At 36.7% G+C, this 23,066-nt stretch carries 18 protein-coding genes, 1 tRNA gene and 3 rRNA genes; 19 read left to right on the top strand and 3 right to left on the bottom strand.

Annotated features, from left to right (window positions below):
- The first annotated feature begins 19 nt into the window (after positions 1–19).
- Positions 20–496 carry a ferritin-like domain-containing protein gene (locus tag ACY3IT_RS08115; RefSeq protein WP_463082437.1) on the top strand — a complete coding sequence of 159 codons (477 nt, stop codon included), beginning with the start codon at positions 20–22 and terminating at the stop codon, positions 494–496.
- Here ACY3IT_RS08115 and dapF read toward each other — a convergent pair.
- Positions 493–1,353, bottom strand: coding sequence for a diaminopimelate epimerase (gene dapF, locus ACY3IT_RS08110; RefSeq protein WP_463082436.1), 861 nt, complete (start codon positions 1,351–1,353; stop codon positions 493–495). The genes ACY3IT_RS08115 and dapF overlap by 4 nt on opposite strands.
- A gap of 81 nt (positions 1,354–1,434) precedes the next feature.
- Between dapF and ACY3IT_RS08105 the strand changes: the two genes are divergently transcribed.
- The 5 genes from ACY3IT_RS08105 to rrf all read left to right on the top strand — a co-directional run bounded on the left by ACY3IT_RS08105 (position 1,435) and on the right by rrf (position 8,247).
- Positions 1,435–3,180 carry an ATP-dependent DNA ligase gene (locus tag ACY3IT_RS08105; RefSeq protein WP_463082435.1) on the top strand — a complete coding sequence of 582 codons (1,746 nt, stop codon included), beginning with the start codon at positions 1,435–1,437 and terminating at the stop codon, positions 3,178–3,180.
- Between the two features lie 60 nt (positions 3,181–3,240).
- Positions 3,241–3,378, top strand: coding sequence for a hypothetical protein (locus ACY3IT_RS08100; RefSeq protein WP_463082013.1), 138 nt, complete (start codon positions 3,241–3,243; stop codon positions 3,376–3,378).
- 7 nt (positions 3,379–3,385) lie between these two features.
- A 16S ribosomal RNA gene (locus tag ACY3IT_RS08095) occupies positions 3,386–4,933 on the top strand.
- A gap of 117 nt (positions 4,934–5,050) precedes the next feature.
- Positions 5,051–8,064 (top strand): 23S ribosomal RNA (locus ACY3IT_RS08090).
- A 66-nt stretch (positions 8,065–8,130) separates the two neighbouring features.
- Positions 8,131–8,247: ribosomal RNA gene (gene rrf, locus ACY3IT_RS08085) — 5S ribosomal RNA — on the top strand.
- The 16S, 23S and 5S rRNA genes sit together here, the layout of an rRNA operon.
- Before the next feature lie 25 nt (positions 8,248–8,272).
- Here the strand turns inward: rrf and ACY3IT_RS08080 are convergent.
- Positions 8,273–10,270 carry an HD family phosphohydrolase gene (locus ACY3IT_RS08080; RefSeq protein WP_463082434.1) on the bottom strand — a complete coding sequence of 666 codons (1,998 nt, stop codon included), beginning with the start codon at positions 10,268–10,270 and terminating at the stop codon, positions 8,273–8,275.
- A gap of 63 nt (positions 10,271–10,333) precedes the next feature.
- Between ACY3IT_RS08080 and ACY3IT_RS08075 the strand changes: the two genes are divergently transcribed.
- From ACY3IT_RS08075 to ACY3IT_RS08015, 13 genes are all read left to right on the top strand, one after another.
- Positions 10,334–10,409 (top strand) — tRNA-Gln (locus ACY3IT_RS08075).
- A gap of 27 nt (positions 10,410–10,436) precedes the next feature.
- Positions 10,437–11,351, top strand: a complete 915-nt coding sequence (locus ACY3IT_RS08070; protein WP_463082433.1) for a sugar phosphate nucleotidyltransferase — start codon at positions 10,437–10,439, stop codon at positions 11,349–11,351.
- Between the two features lie 2 nt (positions 11,352–11,353).
- Positions 11,354–12,295, top strand: a complete 942-nt coding sequence (locus ACY3IT_RS08065; protein ID WP_463082432.1) for a ribose-phosphate diphosphokinase — start codon at positions 11,354–11,356, stop codon at positions 12,293–12,295.
- A gap of 40 nt (positions 12,296–12,335) precedes the next feature.
- Entirely contained in the window at positions 12,336–12,953 is a 618-nt protein-coding gene (locus ACY3IT_RS08060) for a 50S ribosomal protein L25/general stress protein Ctc (RefSeq protein WP_463082431.1), read from the top strand.
- A gap of 22 nt (positions 12,954–12,975) precedes the next feature.
- Complete coding sequence (locus ACY3IT_RS08055) at positions 12,976–13,845, top strand: DegV family protein (protein WP_463082430.1); 870 nt, start codon at positions 12,976–12,978, stop codon at positions 13,843–13,845.
- A gap of 1 nt (position 13,846) precedes the next feature.
- On the top strand, positions 13,847–15,376 hold the full coding sequence (locus ACY3IT_RS08050) for a R3H domain-containing nucleic acid-binding protein (protein WP_463083642.1): 1,530 nt from the start codon (positions 13,847–13,849) through the stop codon (positions 15,374–15,376).
- A 10-nt stretch (positions 15,377–15,386) separates the two neighbouring features.
- Complete coding sequence (tmk, locus tag ACY3IT_RS08045) at positions 15,387–15,995, top strand: dTMP kinase (RefSeq protein ID WP_463082429.1); 609 nt, start codon at positions 15,387–15,389, stop codon at positions 15,993–15,995.
- Positions 15,996–16,005: 10 nt separating this feature from the next.
- The gene (locus tag ACY3IT_RS08040; protein ID WP_463082428.1) at positions 16,006–16,332 is read left to right on the top strand and encodes a cyclic-di-AMP receptor; all 327 of its coding nucleotides are present in this window, start codon (positions 16,006–16,008) and stop codon (positions 16,330–16,332) included.
- A 2-nt stretch (positions 16,333–16,334) separates the two neighbouring features.
- A complete protein-coding gene (gene holB, locus ACY3IT_RS08035) occupies positions 16,335–17,315 on the top strand; it encodes a DNA polymerase III subunit delta' (RefSeq protein WP_463082427.1) in 981 nt (326 codons plus the stop codon).
- Complete coding sequence (locus ACY3IT_RS08030) at positions 17,312–18,208, top strand: PSP1 domain-containing protein (RefSeq protein ID WP_463082426.1); 897 nt, start codon at positions 17,312–17,314, stop codon at positions 18,206–18,208. The genes holB and ACY3IT_RS08030 overlap by 4 nt, the downstream gene beginning before the upstream one ends.
- 4 nt (positions 18,209–18,212) lie before the next feature.
- Positions 18,213–18,986 (top strand): hypothetical protein, encoded by a 774-nt coding sequence (locus ACY3IT_RS08025; protein WP_463082425.1) that lies wholly within the window; start codon positions 18,213–18,215, stop codon positions 18,984–18,986.
- Positions 18,979–20,274 carry a replication-associated recombination protein A gene (locus tag ACY3IT_RS08020; RefSeq protein ID WP_463082424.1) on the top strand — a complete coding sequence of 432 codons (1,296 nt, stop codon included), beginning with the start codon at positions 18,979–18,981 and terminating at the stop codon, positions 20,272–20,274. The genes ACY3IT_RS08025 and ACY3IT_RS08020 overlap by 8 nt, the downstream gene beginning before the upstream one ends.
- Positions 20,250–21,428 (top strand): divergent polysaccharide deacetylase family protein, encoded by a 1,179-nt coding sequence (locus tag ACY3IT_RS08015; RefSeq protein WP_463082423.1) that lies wholly within the window; start codon positions 20,250–20,252, stop codon positions 21,426–21,428. Before ACY3IT_RS08020 ends, ACY3IT_RS08015 begins: the two co-directional genes overlap by 25 nt.
- Here the strand turns inward: ACY3IT_RS08015 and ACY3IT_RS08010 are convergent.
- Positions 21,352–23,055: an alpha-amylase family glycosyl hydrolase gene (locus ACY3IT_RS08010; protein ID WP_463082422.1), complete on the bottom strand. Its 1,704-nt coding sequence runs from the start codon at positions 23,053–23,055 to the stop codon at positions 21,352–21,354. The two genes, ACY3IT_RS08015 and ACY3IT_RS08010, sit on opposite strands and share 77 nt — an antisense overlap.
- Positions 23,056–23,066 lie beyond the last annotated feature (11 nt).

The following is a 23,066-nucleotide window of genomic DNA, read 5'->3' as shown; positions in this document are numbered from 1 at the left end:
AAAGGAGGTTTTATAGAAAATGGTAAAGATGTTTTCTTCTGCTGATCTTTTAGAAATGGCAATTCACTTAGAAGAAGAGAGTGAAAAATTTTATAAAATATTGGAATCTAAAGTGGAGAAGGAAGACTTAAAAAGACTATTTTCATATCTTGCTGTTCAGGAGCATGCTCATGCAATAACTTTTAAAGAGATTTATCGTGAGATTGAAAAAGAAGGTTTTGTATCTGCTTATCCTGATGAAGAAGCCAATAAATATTTACATGCTTGGGTGAATTCACAGGTATTTATTGATTGGGATGAACTTACCAAGAAAACTGTATGGAACAAAGAAGAAATATTAGATCTTGCTATCAGACTTGAGAAGGATTCTCTTTTATTTTATTATGAGGTAGAACCATTTATACCAGAGAAAGATAGAAAAATCCTCTCTGAGATAATAAAACAAGAGAAAGACCATTTATATCAATTAACAGAATTTAAAAAAGGAATGATTTAAATCTCTTTAAGTTTTTCCCAAAATTCTTCAGAGAATTGACCTTTAAATACTTCTTCTACAGGACCTATGAGGTTAACAGTCCAATCTTTATTTATTCTTATTTTTAATTCGCCCCCAGGCATAAGAACCTCTACATAATTATTGACAAGACCTTTCCTATATGCTGCTGAAACTGCTGCACAAGAGCTACTACCAGATGCAAGTGTATAACCAGCACCTCTTTCCCATATTCTTATCTCTATTTTTTCAGGAGATATTACCTTTACCATTTGAACATTTGTTCTGTTTGGAAAGAGAGGATGATTTTCCAAAGTTGGACCTAATTTTTTAATTTTTTCTTCATCAATATTATCAACAAAAAACACACAGTGAGGGTTACCTATGGAAAGGCAGGTTATTTTTATTTTTTCGTGATCTATTTCTAATTCTTTGTCTACAAGTTCTTCTTCTTCTGTATTTACAGGAATTTCTTTAGTATTAAAGGTAACTTTTCCCATTTCAATTTCTATACATTTTGCTTTGTTATTTTTTTCCTCAATTATATTGGCTCTAACCCTTCCTCCTAATGTGTGTATAAAAAATTCTTTTTGAGAGGTAAAACCGTAGTCATATATATATTTAGCTAAAATTCTGAGTCCATTGCCACTCTTTTCTGCTTCACTTCCGTCAGGATTAAAAATTCTGACAGCAAATTCGTTATCGTTAGTCTTTTCAAATACAAGGATACCATCAGATCCTATACCCATATTTCTATTACAGATTAATCTAATGTTTTTCTCGTTTAATATAAAATCAATTTTATTTTTTTCAAGGACTATATAATCATTTCCAAGACCATGACTTTTTACAAATTCCATAACTAATTTTCCTCCCTTACTTTTTTATAGTGATAAAATTAATTATATCAAAAGATTTTAATGAAAGGAGAATGAAGAGGTATGTTTTTTAGTGAATTGGCAGAATATTTTGGAAGATTAGAAATTACTACAAAAAGAAATGAGATGACTGAAATATTAGCTGATTTATTTAAAAAGGCAGATAAAGAAGAAATTGATAAGATAATCTATTTATTAAATGGAAGAGTTGCTCCTGAATATGAAAAAGTCGAGTTTGGTATGTCAGAAAAATTAGTATTAAGAGCTATGGCTTTAGCATTTATAGTGCCTATATCAGAACTTGAAAGGGTTTATAAAGAAATAGGAGACTTGGGAGAAATTGTAATAAGGTACCATAGAGAAAGAGAAAAAGATTTATCAATTACTGAGGTGTTTAATGTTTTATATGAGATAGCTAGTATCTCTGGAGAAGGAAGTGTTGATGCCAAAGTAAATAGATTGGCTTTTCTTATAAACTCCTTAACTTCAGAAGGAGCAAAATATCTGGTAAGAATAGTTTTAGGGAAATTAAGGCTTGGAATAGGAGAGCCAACAATTATGGATGCTCTTTCTTATGCAAAGGCAAAAGATAAGACTCTAAGGTCTTTTATAGAAAGAGCTTTTAATATTACTTCTGATTTAGGATATGTGGCTAAGGTTTTTTGGGAAGGAGGTACAGAAGCTCTAAAGAAAATCAAGGTACAAGTTGGAAGACCTATAAGGATGGCATTAGCTGAAAGGGTTTCTAAGCCTGAAGAGATCATTAAAAAAATGGGTAAATGCTCAGTAGAACCTAAGTTTGATGGTTTTAGGTGTCAGATACATAAAAAAGGTAAAATTGTCAAAATTTTCTCAAGAAATTTAGAAGATAATACCCATATGTTTCCTGATTTAGTAGAAGGGATACTTGATCAGATACCTAAGGAGGAGATAATAATTGAGGGTGAAGCTATCTCTTATAATCCCGAAACTGGAGAATTTTATCCTTTTCAGGTTACTGTTCAAAGAAAAAGGAAATATAATATTAGTGAAATGGTAGAGCTTTTTCCTCTCCAGCTATTTACTTTTGATATTTTATATGTAGATGGAGAAGATATTACATCCTTACCTTATCTTAGAAGAAGAAAAAAATTAGAAGAGAATATAAAAGAAGGAGATAAAATTTTTATAACAAAGAATATTGTTACCAGTGATCCGAAGGAAATACAGATGTTTTTTGAGGAATGTATTAGTGAAGGATTGGAAGGTATTGTAGCTAAGAGATTAGATGCCCCATATCAGGCAGGAGTAAGAAATTTTAACTGGATAAAATTAAAGAGATCTTATCAAAGTCATCTCACAGATACAGTTGATTGTGTGATTCTTGGATATTTTAAAGGAAGAGGACATAGAGCAAAATTTGGAATAGGTGCCCTTCTTGTTGGAGTGTATGATCAAGAGAGAGATCTATTTAAGACTATAGCAAAAATAGGAACAGGCCCAACGGAAGAGGAATGGGTAAAATTTAGGGAAGTTTTAGATGAAGTAAAAGTTGACCATAAACCCAGTAATGTTGATTCTTTAATAGAACCTGATGTATGGGTAGAACCTAAATATGTGGTAGAAATTCAAGCTGATGAAATAACAAGAAGCCCCGTGCATACATGTGGAAAAGAAACTGATGGATTAGGTTATGCATTAAGATTCCCAAGAGTTATTGGCTTTATTAGAGAGGATAAAGGTCCTTATGATGCAACTTCTGTCTCTGAAATTTTAGAAATGTTTAGAAATCAAAGAAGAGAAAAGGTAGAAGAAGATCAAGAGGTATAGAGGCTTTTTTGCTTTTTTATATTTTTTTCTTGTCCCCCCTCTTGCAAAAGGGAGATATATATGATAGAATTTAATCCGCCCGATGAGAAAGGGCGGATGCACATTAGACAAAGGGAGAAAAGGGAGAGAGAAGAGAGAAGGAAGAAGAGAGGAAGGCATATAGAGAGCGAGGATACAGACCCGAAAGGGAAGGTATGATATATACTGGATGGAGGGTTTGATCCTGGCTCAGGACGAACGCTGGCGGCGTGCCTAAGGCATGCAAGTCGAGCGGTAGCTCCTATTGGGATAACCGATAGGAGTGAGAGCGGCGCACGGGTGAGTAACACGTAGGTAACCTACCCCAGAGAGGGGGATAACACCCCGAAAGGGGTGCTAAACCCCCATATACTTACCGAGCGGAGAGCTAAGGTAAGGAAAGAGTATACAGAGGCAACTCTGTATACTGCTCTGGGATGGGCCTGCGGCCTATCAGCTAGTTGGTGGGGTAATGGCCCACCAAGGCGAAGACGGGTAGCCGGCCTGAGAGGGTGGTCGGCCACACTGGGACTGAGACACGGCCCAGACTCCTACGGGAGGCAGCAGCCGGGAATCTTCCGCAATGGGGGAAACCCTGACGGAGCGACGCCGCGTGAGGGAAGAAGCCCTTCGGGGTGTAAACCTCTTTTCTCGGGGAAGAAAGCTGACGGTACCCGAGGAAAAAGCCCCGGCTAACTACGTGCCAGCAGCCGCGGTAAGACGTAGGGGGCGAGCGTTGTCCGGATTTACTGGGCGTAAAGGGCGTGTAGGCGGCTTAGCAAGTCAGATGTGGAAGCCCCAAGCTCAACTTGGGGAGGCCATCTGATACTGCTAAGCTAGAGGGCAGGAGAGGAGAGCGGAACTTCCGGTGTAGCGGTGAAATGCGTAGATATCGGAAGGAACGCCGGTGGCGAAGGCGGCTCTCTGGACTGGCCCTGACGCTGAGGCGCGAAAGCTAGGGGAGCGAACGGGATTAGATACCCCGGTAGTCCTAGCCGTAAACGATGGGCACTAGGTGTGGGGAGTCAGACTCTCCGTGCTGCAGCAAACGCGATAAGTGCCCCGCCTGGGGAGTACGGCCGCAAGGCTAAAACTCAAAGGAATTGACGGGGGCCCGCACAAGCGGTGGAGCGCGTGGTTTAATTCGATGCTAAGCGAAGAACCTTACCAGGGCTTGACATGCAGGCTGAAAGCTTACCCGAAAGGGTAAGTGCCGAATGAGGGGGTTTCCCCTTATTTGGAGCCTGCACAGGTGGTGCATGGCTGTCGTCAGCTCGTGTCGTGAGATGTTGGGTTAAGTCCCGCAACGAGCGCAACCCCTGCCCTTAGTTGCCAGCGGGTAAAGCCGGGCACTCTAAGGGGACTGCCGGCGATGAGCCGGAGGAAGGTGGGGATGACGTCAAGTCAGTATGCCCCTTATGCCCTGGGCTACACACGCGCTACAATGGGTGGTACAGAGGGGAGCGAAGCTGCGAGGTGGAGCGAATCCCTAAAGCCACCCCCAGTTCAGATCGCAGGCTGCAACTCGCCTGCGTGAAGGCGGAATCGCTAGTAACCGCAGATCAGCCACGCTGCGGTGAATACGTTCTCGGGCCTTGTACACACCGCCCGTCACACCACGAGAGTCCGCAACACCCGAAGTCAGGCGAAGAGCCTGCCGAAGGTGGGGCGGATGATTGGGGTGAAGTCGTAACAAGGTAGCCGTACCGGAAGGTGCGGCTGGATCACCTCCTTTCTTATGGAGAAGGAAAAGTGTCCTCTTTTTCCTTTATCTCTTCTCCCTCTTTTCTCCCTGTATCTTTGCACCTTAGACAAGAGAAGATAGAGAGGGATGATGCAGTAATCAGCCGGGCGTCAAAGTAGAAAGGGCGTACGGTGGATGCCTAGGCACCAAGGGCCGAAGAAGGACGCGGCAGGCGGCGAAACGCCCCGGGGAGCTGCGAGCAAGCTATGATCCGGGGATTTCCGAATGGGGAAACCCACTCTGGGTAATGCCAGAGTATCCCTAAGGGGAAACTCTTAGGGAGGGGAACCGGGGGAACTGAAACATCTTAGTACCCCGAGGAGAAGAAAGAGACAATCGATTCCCTGAGTAGTGGTGAGCGAAAGGGGAGGAGCCTAAACCTGAGTGGTGGAGAAGCTCGCGGGCGTTGCCACTCAGGGGTAGAGGGATAAGGCCGGAGGGAGCCGCGACTCTCTCGTAAGGGAATGCATACTTAGCCGAACAGTCTGGGAAGGCTGGCCAGAGAGGGTGAGAGCCCCGTAGGCGAAAAGTATGTATCTCTTATGGGCCTTAATCCCGAGTAGCGTGGGGCACGTGGAATCCTGCGCGAATCAGGGCGGACCACCGCCTAAGGCTAAATACCCTTGGTGACCGATAGCGCATAGTACCGTGAGGGAAAGGTGAAAAGAACCCCGGAGAGGGGAGTGAAATAGAACCTGAAACCGTACGTCCACAAGGAGTAGGAGAGCGATGCTCAAAAGGGGTAACTCTTTTGAGCTGGCTCGACTGCGTGCCTGTTGAAGAATGAGCCGGCGAGTTAATGCGTGTGGCGAGGTTAAGGGAGAGGAGTCCCGGAGCCGAAGTGAAAGCGAGCCTGAAGAGGGCGATTAGTCACACGCATTAGACCCGAAACCAGGCGAGCTACCCATGGCCAGGATGAAGCGGGGTTAACCCCCCGTGGAGGTCCGAACCCGTTAGCAGTGAAAAGCTATGGGATGAGCTGTGGGTAGGAGTGAAAAGCTAATCGAGCCTGGAGATAGCTGGTTCTCCCCGAAATAGCTTTAGGGCTAGCCTCAGCCGATGAAGCCTAAGGAGGTAGAGCACTGGTTGGGCGAGGGGCGGGGATCCGCTGCCGAGTCCAGTCAAACTCCGAATGCCTTAGGTGGATGGCTGGGAGTCGGACTGTGGGGGATAAGCTCCATAGTCGAGAGGGGAACAGCCCAGATCAACAGCTAAGGTCCCAAAGTCCGGGCTAAGTGGTAAAGGAGGTAGCTTGGCGAAGACAGTCAGGATGTTGGCTTAGAAGCAGCCATCATTCAAAGAGTGCGTAATAGCTCACTGATCGAGCCAAGCTGCGCCGAAAATACACGGGGCTAAAGCCCGGCACCGAAGCTTTGGGTTCTACCTATCTTCGGGTAGGTAGAGCGGTAGGGGAGCGTTCCGCTGTAGGGAGAAGGCGGACCGGAAGGACCGCTGGACGAGGCGGAAGTGAGAATGCCGGCATGAGTAGCGAAAAGGAGGGTGAGAATCCCTCCCACCGAAAGCCCGAGGTTTCCTGGGTAAAGCTCGTCTTCCCAGGGTTAGGCGGGAGCTAAGCCGAGGCCGAAAGGCGTAGGTGATGCACAGCCGGTTAATATTCCGGCCCCACCTGCTAACCGTTAATACCGAAGGAGGGACGCAGGAGGGTAGGTGCGCCTGGTGGTGACATACCAGGTCCAAGCTCTAAGGGAGGGAGTGTAGGCAAATCCGCACTCCTGATGAACCGAGGAGTGATGGGGAGTCCTCGAGAGAGGGCGAAGGCATCGAGCCCACACTGCCGAGAAAAGCTTCTAGGGAGGTTAGCGGGTGCCCGTACCGCAAACCGACACAGGTGGGCGAGGTGAAGATCCAAAGGTGCGCGGGATAACCCTCGTTAAGGAACTCGGCAAAATGGCCCCGTACGTTCGCAAGAAGGGGTGCCCGAGTAAGGTGAATAGTCTGAAAGGGCCGCAGTGAAGTGGCTCTGGGGACTGTTTACCAAAAACACAGGTCTCTGCTAAGGCGTAGAAGCCGATGTATAGGGGCTGAGGCCTGCCCGGTGCTGGAAGGTTAAGGGGAAGGGTTAGGGGAATACCCGAAGCCCTGAACCGAAGCCCCAGTGAACGGCGGCCGTAACTATAACGGTCCTAAGGTAGCGAAATTCCTTGTCGGGTAAGTTCCGACCTGCATGAAAGGCATAACCACTGGAGCGCTGTCTCAACGAGGGGCCCGGTGAAATTAGAGTGTCCGTGAAGATACGGACTACCCGTGGCAGGACGGAAAGACCCCGTGAAGCTTTACTGCAGCCTGGCATTGAACTTTGGCACCGCATGTAGAGGATAGGTGGGAGGCTGAGAAGCAGGGGCGCCAGCCTCTGTGGAGCCGCCGGTGGAATACCACCCTTGTGGTGTTGGGGTTCTAACCCCAAAAGAAGAGCCTTTTGGGGGACAGTGCTTGGTGGGCAGTTTGACTGGGGCGGTCGCCTCCTAAAAGGTAACGGAGGCGCCCAAAGGTAGGCTTGGCACGGTTAGAAATCGTGCCTAAAGTGTAAGGGCGTTAAGCCTGCCTGACTGTGAGGCCGACGGGCCGAGCAGAGACGAAAGTCGGGCCTAGTGATCCGGTGGTCCCGAGTGGAAGGGCCATCGCTCAACGGATAAAAGTTACTCCGGGGATAACAGGCTGATCTCGCCCGAGAGTCCACATCGACGGCGAGGTTTGGCACCTCGATGTCGGCTCACCGCATCCTGGGGCTGGAGAAGGTCCCAAGGGTTGGGCTGTTCGCCCATTAAAGCGGTACGTGAGCTGGGTTCAGAACGTCGTGAGACAGTTCGGTCCCTATCCGCCACGGGCGTAGGAAACTTGAGGGGAACTGCTCCTAGTACGAGAGGACCGGAGCAGGCGGACCTCTGGTGTACCAGTTGTGCCGTCAGGTGCAGGAGCTGGGTAGCCAAGTCCGTACGGGATAAGCGCTGAAAGCATCTAAGCGCGAAGCCCACCCCAAGATAAGGTTTCCCACAGGGAGAACCTGGTAAGGCACCTCCGAGAAGAGGAGGTAGATAGGCCGGAGGTGGAAGCGCAGCAATGCGTGAAGCCGACCGGTACTAATATGCCGAGGCTTTGACGCCTGGCTGGTTACGGTGTGATCTCTCTCAAGAAGGATTTATGATGGAGTTATGAAGGAAGAGGAGGCTACTGGTGATTAGAGCGGAGGGGAAACGCCCGTTCCCATTCCGAACACGGAAGCTAAGCCCTCCAGCGCCGATGGTACTGCCCTGGCAACGGGGTGGGAGAGTAGGTCATCGCCAGAGAGCCTCTTTTTTTTGTTGATTTTTTTTATTCTTCCTTAAGTTTAAAACTTGGATATGGTATCCTTGGGTGTCTTAGCTCAATAATTGTTTTTATAAAACTCTGAGCAATTTTTTCTAATTCTTCTAAGGTTAGTTTACTGTTTTCTAATTGTCCATCTATAAGTTTTTCTCTAATTACTTCTCTTATTACTTTTTCTATAGTTTCTGGAGTAATATTAGTAATGGTTCTTGTGGCTGCTTCTATGCTATCTGCCAACATCACTATAGCTGCTTCTTTAGATTCGGGTTTTGGGCCAGGATATCTAAAATCATCCTCAGGTACATATTTCTTAGAAATCTGTAATTGCTTATTGTAAAAATAGTTAATGAGGCTTGTACCATGATGTTGCTCAACAATATCTATAATGTTTTTGGGAAACTTATAATTATTTAAAATTATCGCTCCATTTTTTGGATGTGATTTGATAATAAGAGCACTTATATAGGGAGATAAATTTTCATGAGGATTATTTTGGCCTGGAAGAAGGTTTTCTATGAAATATTGAGGTCTTTTTACTTTGCCTATGTCGTGATATAAGGCTGCAGTTCTTGTTATTCTCTCATTTGCTCCAGCTTCTTTAGCTGCTCTTTCTGCTAAGTTTCCTACAATTAAACTGTGATAATAAGTACCTGGTGCTTCCATAAGGATTTTTCTTAGAAGGGGATGATCTGGATTTGTCATTTCTAATAATTTTAATGGTGTAGCTACTCTAAATAATTCTTCTATGGGAGGAATTATTCCCACTGAAAGAATAGCTGATAAGGTAGGGTTAATAAATGAATAAATCATGTTTGTATATGTCAAATCTGACTCGTTAAAAACAAGCTTGCCAAAAACAATAAAGGGTATTCTAATTAGTGATATAAGAGAACCAATCTTTACATAATCTGATCTGTTTTCTAATTCTTTAATTTTGTTATTTATGATAAGAAAATCAAAGAACAATAAAATAGGGATAGTATAAGAAAAGGAGAAAATAGAAGAGCTTACTATTATTGTTAGAGAAACAATATAAGATAATGGAAAATCTAATAAAACTGTAGAAATGAATAAATATGAAGTTAAAGGATTTAAGTAGGGAGAATAGAAAGAGAAAATCTTAGATGAAAGTATTGATAGAGTAAATAAAAAATTCATCAATAGAAAAATATTTAAGTTTTTTTCTATTATTAAATATTTTCTCGTAAAAATGGTAATGGATAATTGGAGGGCTGATAAAGTTAAAAAAAGACTTATAAGTCTTAATATGTTTTTTTGAGAAAGGGTATAGCCTAAGGCCTCTAAAATTATAAATTTATCTCTTGTTATTTTTTCACTCTTTCTAACAATAATTTCACCTTTTGTAATTAGTCTTTCTATAGGTTTAATGGACTTTAATAGTTCTTGTTTTTTTGTTTCCGTCTCTTTTTCATTTATAAACATGTTAGGAACTATCAGTATTTCTGAAAGTTCTTGGGCTATTTGGGCTGGTATATAAATTTCATCTATTAGGAAATTTATAAATTTTTGTTTTACCTCATCAGTCTCTTCTGGTTTAATCCCTTTTGTATAATTTTCTATTAACCATTTCTCTATTTTCTTTTTAATTAGGTTAATTCTTGATGAGGGAAGAGAAGAAAAATACTTAGTTATATTTGAAGATTCTTCTGTAACTATCATTAATTCTGATAGCTTGCTAATATTCTGTAAAATAATATTTTGGTCAATAGTATAAACTGGTTTGAATTGAGAAAGAAGGAGATTTTTTATTCTTTCTGTTTCCTCTTCATCTTTATATATTATAGTTCTTGGTGCTTCTATATTTTTAGGGGCTATATCTCCTATTTTTAAAGGTGGGGTAATAATAAAATCAATTAAGAGGATTAAAAGGTCGATAATTATAAATAATAATAGAGGATAAACTATATTGTGTTTTGATTTTTCAATCAGATTTTTATAGACTTTTCTTAAATTTTTAAAGTTTGTATTAATCCTGACTTTCATTTTGAAAATTATTTTATCATTTATTGACCTCTTTTTCACTATAATATATAATTATTTTGGCACTGGGGAGTAGCCAAGCTGGTAAGGCAGCGGACTTTGGATCCGCCATTCGCTGGTTCGAATCCAGCCTCCCCAGCCAATTTTTATTATAAAAATTCACCTAAGCATGAATGGATTTAAGGCTATAATTTTAGCAGCAGGACAAGGTAAAAGGATGAGAACTGAGCTTCCAAAGGTTCTTCATCCCCTCTATGAATCTAATCTTTTAGATTTTTTACTTGATACAATAAAGTCGGTTTTTGGTGAAAATTATATATTAGTTGTGAGCCCCAAAATAAAAGTATTAATTTCTGATAATGATCACATGGTGGTTCAAGATGTTCCTTTAGGTACAGGTGACGCAATAAAAAGGGCTGAAGAAAAACTTGGTAATTTTAGTGGTAATCTGGTAATATTTCCAGGAGATGTACCTTTAGTGGAAGAAAATACGATAAGAGATTTGTGTAGGGAACATATAGAAAAAAATAATGATTGTACCTTAGTAACTACTTTTTTAGAAGATCCTAAAGGATATGGAAGAGTTGTACGTGATTTTAATGGTAATGTTTTGAAAATTGTAGAAGAAAAAGATGCAGATGAAGAAGAAAAGAATATCAAGGAGATTAATACATCTATTTATGTTTTTAAATGGATGTATCTTAAAGAAATTTTACCACTTTTATCTAACAATAATGCTCAAGGAGAATTTTATTTAACTGATGCGATTAGATATTTTGTTAAAAAAGGCAAAAAAGTTGGTGTTTTTCATGTAAATAAGGAAGAGGTGTTAGGAGCTAACACTCAGGAAGAGCTTGCATTTTTAAGAAAAATATTAAAGAATAAAATAAATAAAAAACATATGGAAAATGGTGTTATTATGATAGAACCGGAGAACGTTGTAATAGGAAAAAAAACTAATATAGAGCATGATGTTATTGTATATCCTTTTTCTTTCATATTTGGAGATATTAATCTTAAAAAGGGAGCAATAATTGGGCCTTACTCATATATAAATATAAATAAAAGAGTTAAAGGAGAGTAAGTATGGCACATAAATGTTTAGCTTTGTATAGTGGGACCTCTAATAGGGAACTTGCTGAAGAAGTAGCTAAATATTTAGGTATTGAGCTTGGAGAAATTGAAATAAGAAGATTTTCAGATGGTGAGATATATGCAAGGATTTCAAAAAGTGTAAGAGGAGCAGAAGTATATGTAATTCAGTCTCTTGGTAGCAGAGTGAATGAATACTTTATGGAACTTTTAGTAATAATTGATGCTTTAAAAAGGGCATCTGCAGATGAGGTTACAGCTGTAATTCCATATTATGCTTATGCAAGACAGGATAGAAAAACTAAATCTCGAGAGCCTATTTCTGCTAAGCTTATAGCTAATATTCTTACAGTTGCTGGGGCTTCAAGGGTTGTAACTATGGACCTTCATGCTGGTCAGATTCAGGGGTTTTTTGATATTCCTGTTGATAATTTAACAGCTTTACCTCTTTTTTCAAGGTATTTTCAGGATAAAAATCTTAAAAATCCTGTTGTTATATCACCTGATATTGGAGGTGTTACAAGAGCAAGAGCTTTAGCAGAAAGATTACATACTCCTCTTGCTATAATTTATAAAAGAAGACCAGCTCCAGAGGTGGCAGAGGTTGAGGAAATAATTGGAGATGTTATAGAAAGAGATGTTATTATATGTGATGATATAATTACAACAGGGAATACTCTTTTTTCAGCGGCAAAGCTTTTAAGAGAAAGAGGTGCAAGAGATATTTATGCAGCTGTTACGCATGGTATCTTAACAAATGATGCCCATAAGAGATTAGAAGAATCTGAGATAAAGGAATTAGTAGTAACTAACACAATACCAATTCCTGTAGAAAAGAGGGTCCCAAGGCTTACTATAATATCAGTAGGTAATCTTTTAGGAGAAGCTATTAAAAGGATCTCAAATAAGGATTCCTTAAGTTCATTATTTGACTAAAAAATTGATTAAAAAAATTGATTTAAGGAGGTTTAAGAAAATGGATGTGGTTGAAATAAAAGTCAAAAAAAGAGAGAAATTAGGAAAAGAATCTGTAAAAAAATATAGAAGAATGGGGTTGGTACCAGGTGTAATGTATGGGGTACACTTGAAGGAAAATGTTCATATATTGATAGAAAGAAAGGCATTGTGGGATCTAATTAAAAGAGGGCATTCAAAAGAACAGCATATACTTAAAATAATAGTAGAAGATGGTAATAACAGTGTTACTGAGACTGCTTTACTTCAAGATATACAAATTGATCCATTAACAGATGAACCAATACATGTAGATTTTCATGCTGTAACATTGGAAGAAGTAGTAGATGTTTATGTGCCTGTGGTTCTTAAAGGAGAGCCAAAAGGAGTTAAACAGGGTGGGTTGTTACAACATGGAGTGGAAGAAATTTTAGTTAGGGCTTTACCTCTTGATATACCTACCAATATAGAAGTAGATATTTCGGATTTGGATATTGGAGATGCGATTACTGTGAGGGATTTAAATATCCCTGATAAAATTAAGGTATTAACTCCTCTTGATGATGTTATAGTTGCCATAGTAACCCCACAAAGGTATACAGAAGAAACTACTGTTTCTGAAGAGACTGAGGGATCTTAAAAATAAATTTAGGGGGGAAAATATGTTTAAAATTGTAACTGATAGTACAGCTGCTCTTCCAAAAGAATATGTAGAAAGATATGATATAACAGTCGTACCGCTAAAGGTTGCTTTTGAGGAAGAAGTGTATAGAGATGGTATAGATATAACGCCTGAAATTTTCTTTAAAAAGGCAAGAGAAACCAATATATTCCCGAAAACTTCTCAGCCTTCTGTGGAAGATTTCTATAATGCATACAAAAATATATTTGAGAAGAATCCAGATTTAGAGGGGATTATATCTATACATATTTCTTCTAAATTAAGTGGAACTATTGGGTCTGCAAATGCTGCAAAAGAGCTTTTACCTTACGGTGATAAAATATATGTGATTGATTCAAAACTTACAGAACTTGCTCTTGGTGTTGTAGTTATAGAGTTGGCTAAGACCATAGAAAAGGGAGCAAGTATAAATGAGATTTTGAATATTCCGGAGATTATGTTCAGAAATTCCGAAGTAAAATTCACAGTAGATACTTTGGAATACCTTTATAGGGGAGGAAGAATAGGCGCAGCCCAAGCATGGATGGGAAGTTTGTTACAGATAAAGCCTATTTTGGAGCTTAGAGATGGAGCAATAGAGCCAGTTGAAAGGGTTAGGACAAAACAAAAAGTGAAATCAAGAATTATAGAAATAATTAAGGAAAGAGTGGGGGATGTTCCTGTAAAAATAGCTATAGCTTATTCTGATAATTATGAAGAAGTCTTAGAAGTCGCAGAAGAAGTAAAGAAAATATTTAGAATTACTGATTTTTATATAGGATCTTTTAGTTGTACTATTCTTTCACATATAGGTCCAGGATCATGGGGTATAATAGCTTTTAAGGAAATTCAAAAAGAAGGAGAGGTATAGAATTTTGGTTCAGCAAATAGTTGATGATTTAGATAAATTTTTATCTATATTTCCTGCGGATATTAAAGAAAAATTGGAAAAGGATTCTGATGTTAAGGATCTTATAGAGGTTGTATTAGATCTTGGTAGGGAAATAGAAGCGAGATTTTATAAAAAAACTATTATTTTTGAAGGAAGATATACTACAGAGGAGGATTTAAATTATATTATTGCCAGAGTTGGCGAGTTTAGTGGTGATAAAAGGGCTGGCATAGAAAGAACATTACACAGAATTTCAGCTATTGAAAATAGACATGGAAGAATTATAGGTTTAACTTGTCGTGTGGGTAGGGCAGTTTTAGGTACTGTAGATATAATAAGAGATGTTATAGAAAGTGGAAAAAATATTCTACTATTAGGAAAACCTGGAGTTGGTAAGACCACCCTTCTTAGAGAGACCGCAAGGGTTTTAGCTGATGAATTAGGTAAAAGGGTAATAATAATAGATACTTCTAATGAAATTGGTGGGGACGGTGATATTCCGCATCCTGCTATTGGTAGAGCAAGGAGAATGCAAGTGCCAAATCCCTCAAAACAACATGATGTGATGATAGAGGCAGTAGAAAATCACATGCCAGAAGTTATAGTAATTGATGAGATTGGTACAGAGCTTGAAGCAAAAGCAGCTCGAACTATTGCAGAAAGAGGGGTACAACTTATTGGTACTGCTCATGGAATAACCTTACAAAACCTTTTATTAAACCCTACATTATCGGATCTTGTGGGTGGTATACAAGTTGTAACTTTAAGTGATGAAGAGGCAAAAAGAAGAGGTACCCAAAAAACGGTATTAGAGAGAAAAGCTCCTCCAACCTTTCAAGTTGTAGTAGAGATACAAGAAAGGGATAAGCTGGCTATTCATCATGATGTAGCAAAAACAGTAGATGCATTATTAAGAGGTTATATTATAAGACCAGAGATAAGAGTAAGGACTGCAGAAGGTGAAGTAAAAAAGGTTGAGGCTTCTGTACTGGAAATTTCTTCTCAAGAGACTGAGGAGTCAGTCGTTAAGATAGATAAAAAGACAGATGTCCTTAAAATTTATCCTTATGGTATAAGTAGAAATAGATTGGAAAAAGCCATTCGAAATCTTGGTGTACCAGCTTTCATAGTAAAAAATTTATCAGAAGCAAATTGTTTACTTATATTGAAAGCTCATCAAAAGAGGGCTAAGGATTTACTTAAAGAGGCAGAAAAAAGAAAGATAGATATAGCAGTATTAAGAAGTAATACTGTGACACAAATTGAAAGGTTTTTAGGAGAAAGATTTGGTATTAAAACTGTAGGAGGAAAGAGTAGCGAAGAAGAAGAGGCCTTAAGAGAAGCTCAAGAAGGAATTGAATATGTTCTTACCCATGAAGAACCCTATGAATTGTCTCCTCAACCTGCCTATATAAGGAGATTACAGCATCAACTTATTCAACAATATGGTTTACATTCTGAGAGTGTTGGGGTGGAGCCCTTTAGAAAAGTAAAAATATTCCCAGCATAGATTTATAAAAATGGAAAGATCTGTATTTATAACTTTTGAAGGTTTAGATGGATCTGGAAAAAGTACTCAGATTTCAATACTTAAAAATTATTTGGAAGATAAAGGTGTAAAGGTCTATGTAACTCGAGAACCTGGAGGAACAGAGGTAGGAGAAAAAATAAGGTCTATCCTTTTAGATCCAGATTTAGCATTAAGACCATGGACCGAAGCTTTTCTCTATATAGGATCAAGAGTAGAAAATACAGAAAAGATTAAGGAAAAGCTTCAAGAAGGGTTTTGGGTTCTATGTGAACGTTATATGGATTCTACTATAGCTTACCAAGGATATGGTAGAGGTTTACCAATAAATATATTATCTGATCTTAATAAGATTGCGACTTCCAATTTGATACCCCATATAACCTTTCTTATTGATATAGATCCTTATAAGTCTTTGAGTAGAAAAAAGAATTTTGATAGAATAGAAAGGGAAAATTTAGAGTTCTATAATAAAGTAAGAAAAGGATATTTAGAAATAGCTGAAATTGAAAAAGATAGATTTGTAGTAATTTCTGGAGATAGACCAAAGGAAGAAGTAAGTAAAGACATCATTGCTTATTTGGAAAGAAAATATCTTTAGAGGTGGATAAATGAAATTAGTTTTTGCTATTATTCAGGAAGAGGACTGGAAAAAAGTTAGAGAGATTCTCTTAGAGAAGAACTTTTCCTTGACCTTCTTCAGAAGTAAAGGAGGATTTTTAGAAGAAAGTAGTGTTACTATAATGACTGTTGTAGAAGATGATGAATTTGAGGATTTTATTACAGTTTTAAAAGAAAATTGTAAGGAAAGAGAAAAAATAATTATTCCTCCTCTTCCTTCTGTAGAACTTTTAAGGATGGTACCAATGCCTGTTAAGGTAAAAGTTGGCGGAGCCATTGTGTTTGCTGTAGATGTGGCTTATTTTGAGAAGATTTAGAGATGGCATTTAAAGAGATTATAGGTCAGGATTTAGCTATAAAAATACTCAGGAAATCCCTTAAGGAGAACAAAGTATCCCAAACCTATCTTTTTGTGGGTCCTGAAGGGGTAGGTAAAAAGTTAACAGCTATTTCTTTGGTTCAGGCTTTAAATTGTAAAGTAGAACCTTTTGAGGGATGTGGGGAGTGTGAGACTTGTCTAAGTATAAAGAAATTGAGTCATCCTGATCTATTTTATCTTCAACCTGATGGAATGTGGTATAAGATACAGCAGATTAAAGATTTGAGAAGGGAAGCTTATTTAAAGCCTTATGTAAGTAATTATAAGTTTTTTATTTTAGACGATGCTCATCAATTGAGAAATGAAGGGGCAAATGCCCTTTTGAAGATACTTGAGGAGCCTCCGGAATATACCATATTTATATTGATAGCTTATCGTCCTGAGCTTCTTCTTCCTACTATAATATCAAGGAGTCAGATTATTAATTTTTCATATCTTAACGAGGAAGAAGTCCGAAAAATTATAGAAGATAGAGTTCCAGAAGATAGAATTGATATATTAATATCTTTATCCCAAGGAAGTGTTGGAAAGGCTTTGTATTGGAATGAAGAAGAAAATTGGAATAAAAGAATTGAACTTTTTAAATACTTAACTTTACTAAAGAAAGAAAAATTATATTCTCCATTTGAGGTAGTTGATTTTCTTGTAGAAGAAAAGGATAATGAAAAGATAATTAATTATTTAGAATTAGTTCTTTTTTGGTGGAGAGATATGTTTTTCTGGAAACTATTACAGAAAGAGGATTTTATAACTCAGAAAGATTTTTCTATAGAGATTGCGAGAAAATCTCAAGAATATTCCTTAGAGGATTTGAAAATTTTCTTTAGAATGACGCAGGATGCTATTAGGAATATTAGAAATAATGCAAATTTGACTCTTACAATAGAAACCTTATTTTTGAGAGTAGGGATAAAAGGATGATGGAAGAAATTAAGGCTAAAGAATATGTGGTAGGTATTAGATTAAGAAGTTTGAAGGTTTATTATTTTTCTACTAATGATTTGAATTTAAAAGTAGGAGATTGGGTAATTGTTAAAACTGTACAAGGAACAGAGGCAGGTAGAGTAGCAATTCCACCCTTTGAGCCTCCAGATGGTTTTCAACCTCCATCTCCCTTAAAACCTATACTAAGAAGAGCAACAGAAGAAGATTTAGAGAAGATAAGAGGATATAGGGAAAAGGAGAAACAAATTTTAGAGTATGCTCAAAAAAAGGCAAATGAAATGTCTCTTCCTATGAAAATGCTTGCTTGTGAAATAACTTTTGATTATAGCAAGATAACGATACATTTTGCTTCTGAAGATAGAGTAGATTTTAGAGAATTAGTAAAAGATCTTGCTTCACAATATAAAACAAGAATTGAATTACATCAGGTAGGAGTAAGAGATGAAGTAAAATATATGGGAGGCTTAGGAATATGTGGTAGAGAAGTGTGTTGTCATCTTTTTTTGCAAGAATTTGAATCTATTTCTGTTAAGATGGCAAAGGAGCAATCTTTGGCTTTAAATCCATTAAAAATATCTGGAATATGCGGAAGACTCATGTGCTGTTTAGCTTATGAATATGAAACATATCAAAAAATTAAGGAAGAGATGCCTCCCAAAGGTAGTATTGTAGAAACTAAGCAGGGGAAGGGAGTAGTAGTAGATCATCATGTACCATTAAGTAAGCTTATTGTAGAATATGACGAAGAAAGAAGAGAATTAGTATCTTTAGATGAAGTGATTAGGGTTTATACAAAAGAGGAAAGGGATAATGACAAAGATAAAGTACTGGAAAAAATTCTAAAGATGTTAGAGGAAGATAAAGATTGATTTAATGAATTCTGAAGAGGTAAGAAGAGCACTTTGGCGTAGAGGATATGAGATAATAGAAGAATGTCCTATTGAGAGGGTGATAGTACCTAAAGGAGGGGAGTTTTTAGACGAATATTATCAAAGACTTTTTAATTATAGATTTAGACGCTTTTTAGGTGATCTTTTACTATTTAGAAAAGATGATTATATTGATTGTGAAACTCTTTTTTCTCGCTGGAAAAAGGATGAAGTAGAAGAACAATGGAATTTTTTATTGAAAGCTCATATTATAGAAAGTTTAAAAGAAGATCAGTATTTGTTTTCTTACTTTTATTTGGATAATTTTGGAGAAACTTTAGAGTGGTTCATATCAGAGATATTTAAAAGGGAATTTTATATGCCCACGATTTGGGGAATAAAAATAAAGGAGATTAAAGGTGGAGGAGACTTTGATATCCTCTCCATATTAGAGAATAACTTATTGTATGTGGAGTGTAAAACAAGTCCTCCTAATAATATAAGACTAAGAGAAATTTGGGAATTTTTAAGAAGAAGAGAAGTATTAAAACCAAAGATTACAATATTTTTTATTGATACAACATTAAAAATAGAAAGAAATATAATTGAAAATATATATTCTCTATTAGAAAGAAGATTTATGAAAAGTAAAAAAATAAATGTCTTCTCTTTAAAAGATGGTGTATACGCTTTTGATAATGGGATTTATATAATGCAAAGTAAGGGAGATATAATAAAAAATTTTCAGGTGGTTTTTAGGCACTTCTTAGATGGATAGGCAAGAAAAGCTATTTAAAGAGGATAATAGTTTTCAACCTCTTTCATACAGAATGAGGCCAAGAAGTTTTGATGAATTTCTTGGTGCAGAGGAGATTATAGGTGAAGGATCTTTTTTAAGAAGGACAGTTCAAAAAGGTTATTTACCTTCCCTTATTATCTTTGGCCCCCCAGGATCTGGAAAGACTACCCTTTCTATTCTGTTAGCTAAGGAGATAAATGCTGATTTTATAGAATTAAATGCTGCTATAATTGGAGTACAAGATCTTAAAGAAGCCCTTCAAAAAGCTCAAAGAAATATTGAACTTTATAAAAAGAAAACTGTTTTATTTCTTGATGAAATACATCATTTCAATAAATTACAACAAGATGTGCTACTACCCTTTGTAGAAAAAGGTATAATAATTCTTATAGGTGCTACTACTGAAAACCCTCTTTTTGCTTTAAATACAACCCTTCTTTCTCGTTGTAGGATTATAGAACTGAAGCCCTTAACGGATGATAAACTAAGGATATTAATTGACAGAGCAATAAAAGATAGAGAAAGAGGTTTAGGAGGAAAAAACATTGTAATCTCTCAAGATGCTGTTGATGAAATAGTTAGGTTTGCCAATGGTGATGCAAGGATTGCTCTTAATACCTTAGAAATTGCTTCCTTTGTTGCAAAAGCTGATGAAGATGGAAAAGTCCTTATTGATGCATCTGTGGTAAGAGAGGTAATAGGGAAAAGGGTGATAAGATATGATCAAAAAGGGGACGAGCATTATCACACTATATCAGCATTTATTAAAAGCATAAGAGGTTCTGATCCCGATGCTGCTTTATATTATCTGGCTAAGATGCTTCTTGCAGGAGAAGATCCGCGATTTATTGCTCGAAGACTTATAATCCATGCTGCTGAAGATATAGGAATGGCAGATCCTTTAGCCTTATTGATTGCTCAGTCTGCATATTATGCTGTGGATGTGGTAGGTATGCCAGAGGCAAGAATTCCTTTAGCTGAAGCTACCATATACCTTGCGACCGCTCCAAAGAGTAATAGTGTGATATCTTCCATAGAAAAAGCCATGAATTACATACAGGAGAAAGGAGTGTCAGAGATTCCAAAGCATTTATGGGGAAGTTCTCCTGATTATTTGTACCCTCATGATTTTCCGGAACATTTTGTAATTCAAAGATATTTACCATATGATGTGAATGAGGTTTTTTATAATCCAACTGAGCAAGGAAAGGAGAAAATAATAAAAGAAAGGATTAAAAAATTATGGAAAGAAAGATATGGAAGATAGGAATTTTATTTTTATTTTTTCTATTGGTTTTTTATGGATGTAAGGAAAACAGAAAAGAGGAAGTTTTAAAAGATGATAAAAAATTTGTGAAAAATAGGATTGAAATAAATGTTGAATCAGATGAAATAAATAAAATTTTATCTGAATATAAGCCTTTTATAGAAAGATACATAATAGAGGGAAAAAGAAGAGAAACTGGAGATTATATTATAAATTGGAAGTTATATTCTGTTTATTTTAGATCAACTGTCTATAATACTCAGATTAGAAAAGAAATAATTAAAAATTATGACATTAGGAGAACCATATCTTCTAAATATGAAAAGTATATTTTAAGTTCAGATATAGATCTTCCTAATGGTGATTCAATTGAGCTTGATAATATATTTTTATATTTTCCAATTTACATATCTCATAAGTCATCTCAGCCCAAAATAGCCTTCGTGGTAGATGATTTAGTGGAAGATAATTATTGGGTTGAAGAATTATTATCTTTTCCTTATACATTGAATGTTTCTATAATTCCTACATCACATACAAAGGACTTAGCATATAAGTTTGTCAAAAAGGGTTGGGAAGTAATGATGCATATTCCTATGGAATCAATTACTTATCCGAAAGATGCAAAATATTTAACTTCAGAAGCAATAATGAGTGGTATGAGTGAAGGGGAAATAGATAAAATTGTGAACCTTCATCTAAAGAGATTTGGAGATGCTAAAATATGTTGGGTTAATAATCATATGGGATCGAAAGTTACAAAAGACGATGAAACTATGGAGAAAGTGTTAAAGGTTTTCAAAAAATATGGCCTAAGCTTTTTGGATAGTAAAACTATTTTAAATTCAGTAGGGAAAAAAATCGGTAATAAAGTGGGAGTTCCTGTTTTAGAAAATATGTTATTTATAGATCATGAGAATCAAGAAGATAGAATAAAATACAGGTTTTCTCAAGCTATTAAGATAGCTGAGAGGAAAGGTTGGGGTATATTCATATTTCATTTAAGACCAAAGACCATAAAGGTGTTAAAAGAGCTTTATCAGGAAGGATTTTTTAACAATGTAAAATTAGAGAAAATTAGTGATTTAGCTCAAGAAGTATATAACCCTCAAAAGGATGAATTATCAAATCATTCTTATAAATCTTGTTATTAAATAAATTTTTGAAAACACCATTAAGATATATATTTTTTTCATCTTTTGTATTATTTATTATTACCAGTATTTTTTGATCATCATAAATCTTGTAAAAGCTAATAATATCCTTTATAGGGCCTAAGGTAAAATCTCCTTTATATAGGGCTGGATAATTTTTTCTGATTCTTGATAGTTTTTTATAAAACTCAATAAGTTCTAAATCTTGTTTGGTTTCATCCCAGGGTATAGGTAGTCGTACATACTCATGAAGAGCCCTGTTTCCTTCTAACATGTTTCTATATTGATTAGCACCCATCTCTTGTCCATTATATATTATGGGTATATCATTAAGTGAAAATTGAAATATGGAAGCTATTTTTAATAATCTTTTGTCATTAGCTACAAAAAGGAATCTATTAGAATCGTGATTTTCTAAAAACGAAATTAGCCTTATATGATTCTTGTAAAATTTATATCTTAAATCTATAATTTTCAAAAATTCTTTTAATTTCCATTTTTTACCTATAAAAGACTCTCTTATTAATTTAAAAAGGTAAAAATCAAGTACTCCATCCATTTTCCCTATAAACCTTCTTACATATTCGGGAGTATCTACTATCTCCCCAAAATGAAAAGTTTCAGGAAAATCTCTTTTTATGGAATAATAGTATTCAGTCCAAAAATTGATATCTGGTCCAATTGCATAATCCAATCGATATCCAGATATTCCGAAATTTTTAATCCAATATTTAGCTGCATCTATAATATATTTTCTTGCCTCTCTATTTTTTAGATTTATCTGTGGCATGGATTTTACTCCAAAGAATGATTCATAAGAATTATCGTCCTTAAAAATGAACCAATTTCTGTATTTACTATCTTTATTATTCAATGCATCTTGAAATATAGGATTTAAATAGGATAAATGATTTGGTACAAAGTCCAGAATTATTCTAATTCCTCTTTCAAATGCATCATTAACTAATTTTTTGAGATCATCTTTATTACCCCATGCGGGATCAATTTCAAAATAATCCTCTATATCATATCCATGATAAGAAGTTGATTTAAATATAGGAGAAAGCCAAATTGTGTTTATACCTAAGGATTCTATATAATCAAGGTGATTGATAACTCCTTTGATATTACCTCCAAGTTTCTCTTTTAGATTATTAGATAAACTCACTTCAAAATTATCTTTTGCAAATCGATCAACAAAGATGTGATATATTATGCTTTCTTGGGACCACTTTGGTGGTTCAAATTCATCAATGGAAAAGGAAAAATAATCTTTTTCATAATCATCTTCCGGATTTAATGTTATTTCAATTATACCTTCTTTGTTCAAAGGAGGAATTTGGGCTTCTAAGATTTGTAAAAAACTAAAAAAATCATTATCCCAAATCACATCTTTAATTTCAATTGAAACTTCTTGTATTTCTGATGTTTGGGATTTTATTTTATAATAAATAGTCTTATAATTCTGAGATGGAGTACAAGTAAATATAACTTTAATTTCATCCTTAGGAGTTGGATCTTCAGGAATTATTTCTATGTAAGGAAACTTTTCAAGCTCTTCTATTTTTCTATTTGATAAAAATTCTTTTTTTTCTAAATCTCCAAAAATTTTATCATCTATATACATTTCTCCTTACC

This window comes from Dictyoglomus sp. GBS, from assembly GCF_055179815.1.
This window is presented reverse-complemented; position numbering and strand designations above follow the sequence as displayed.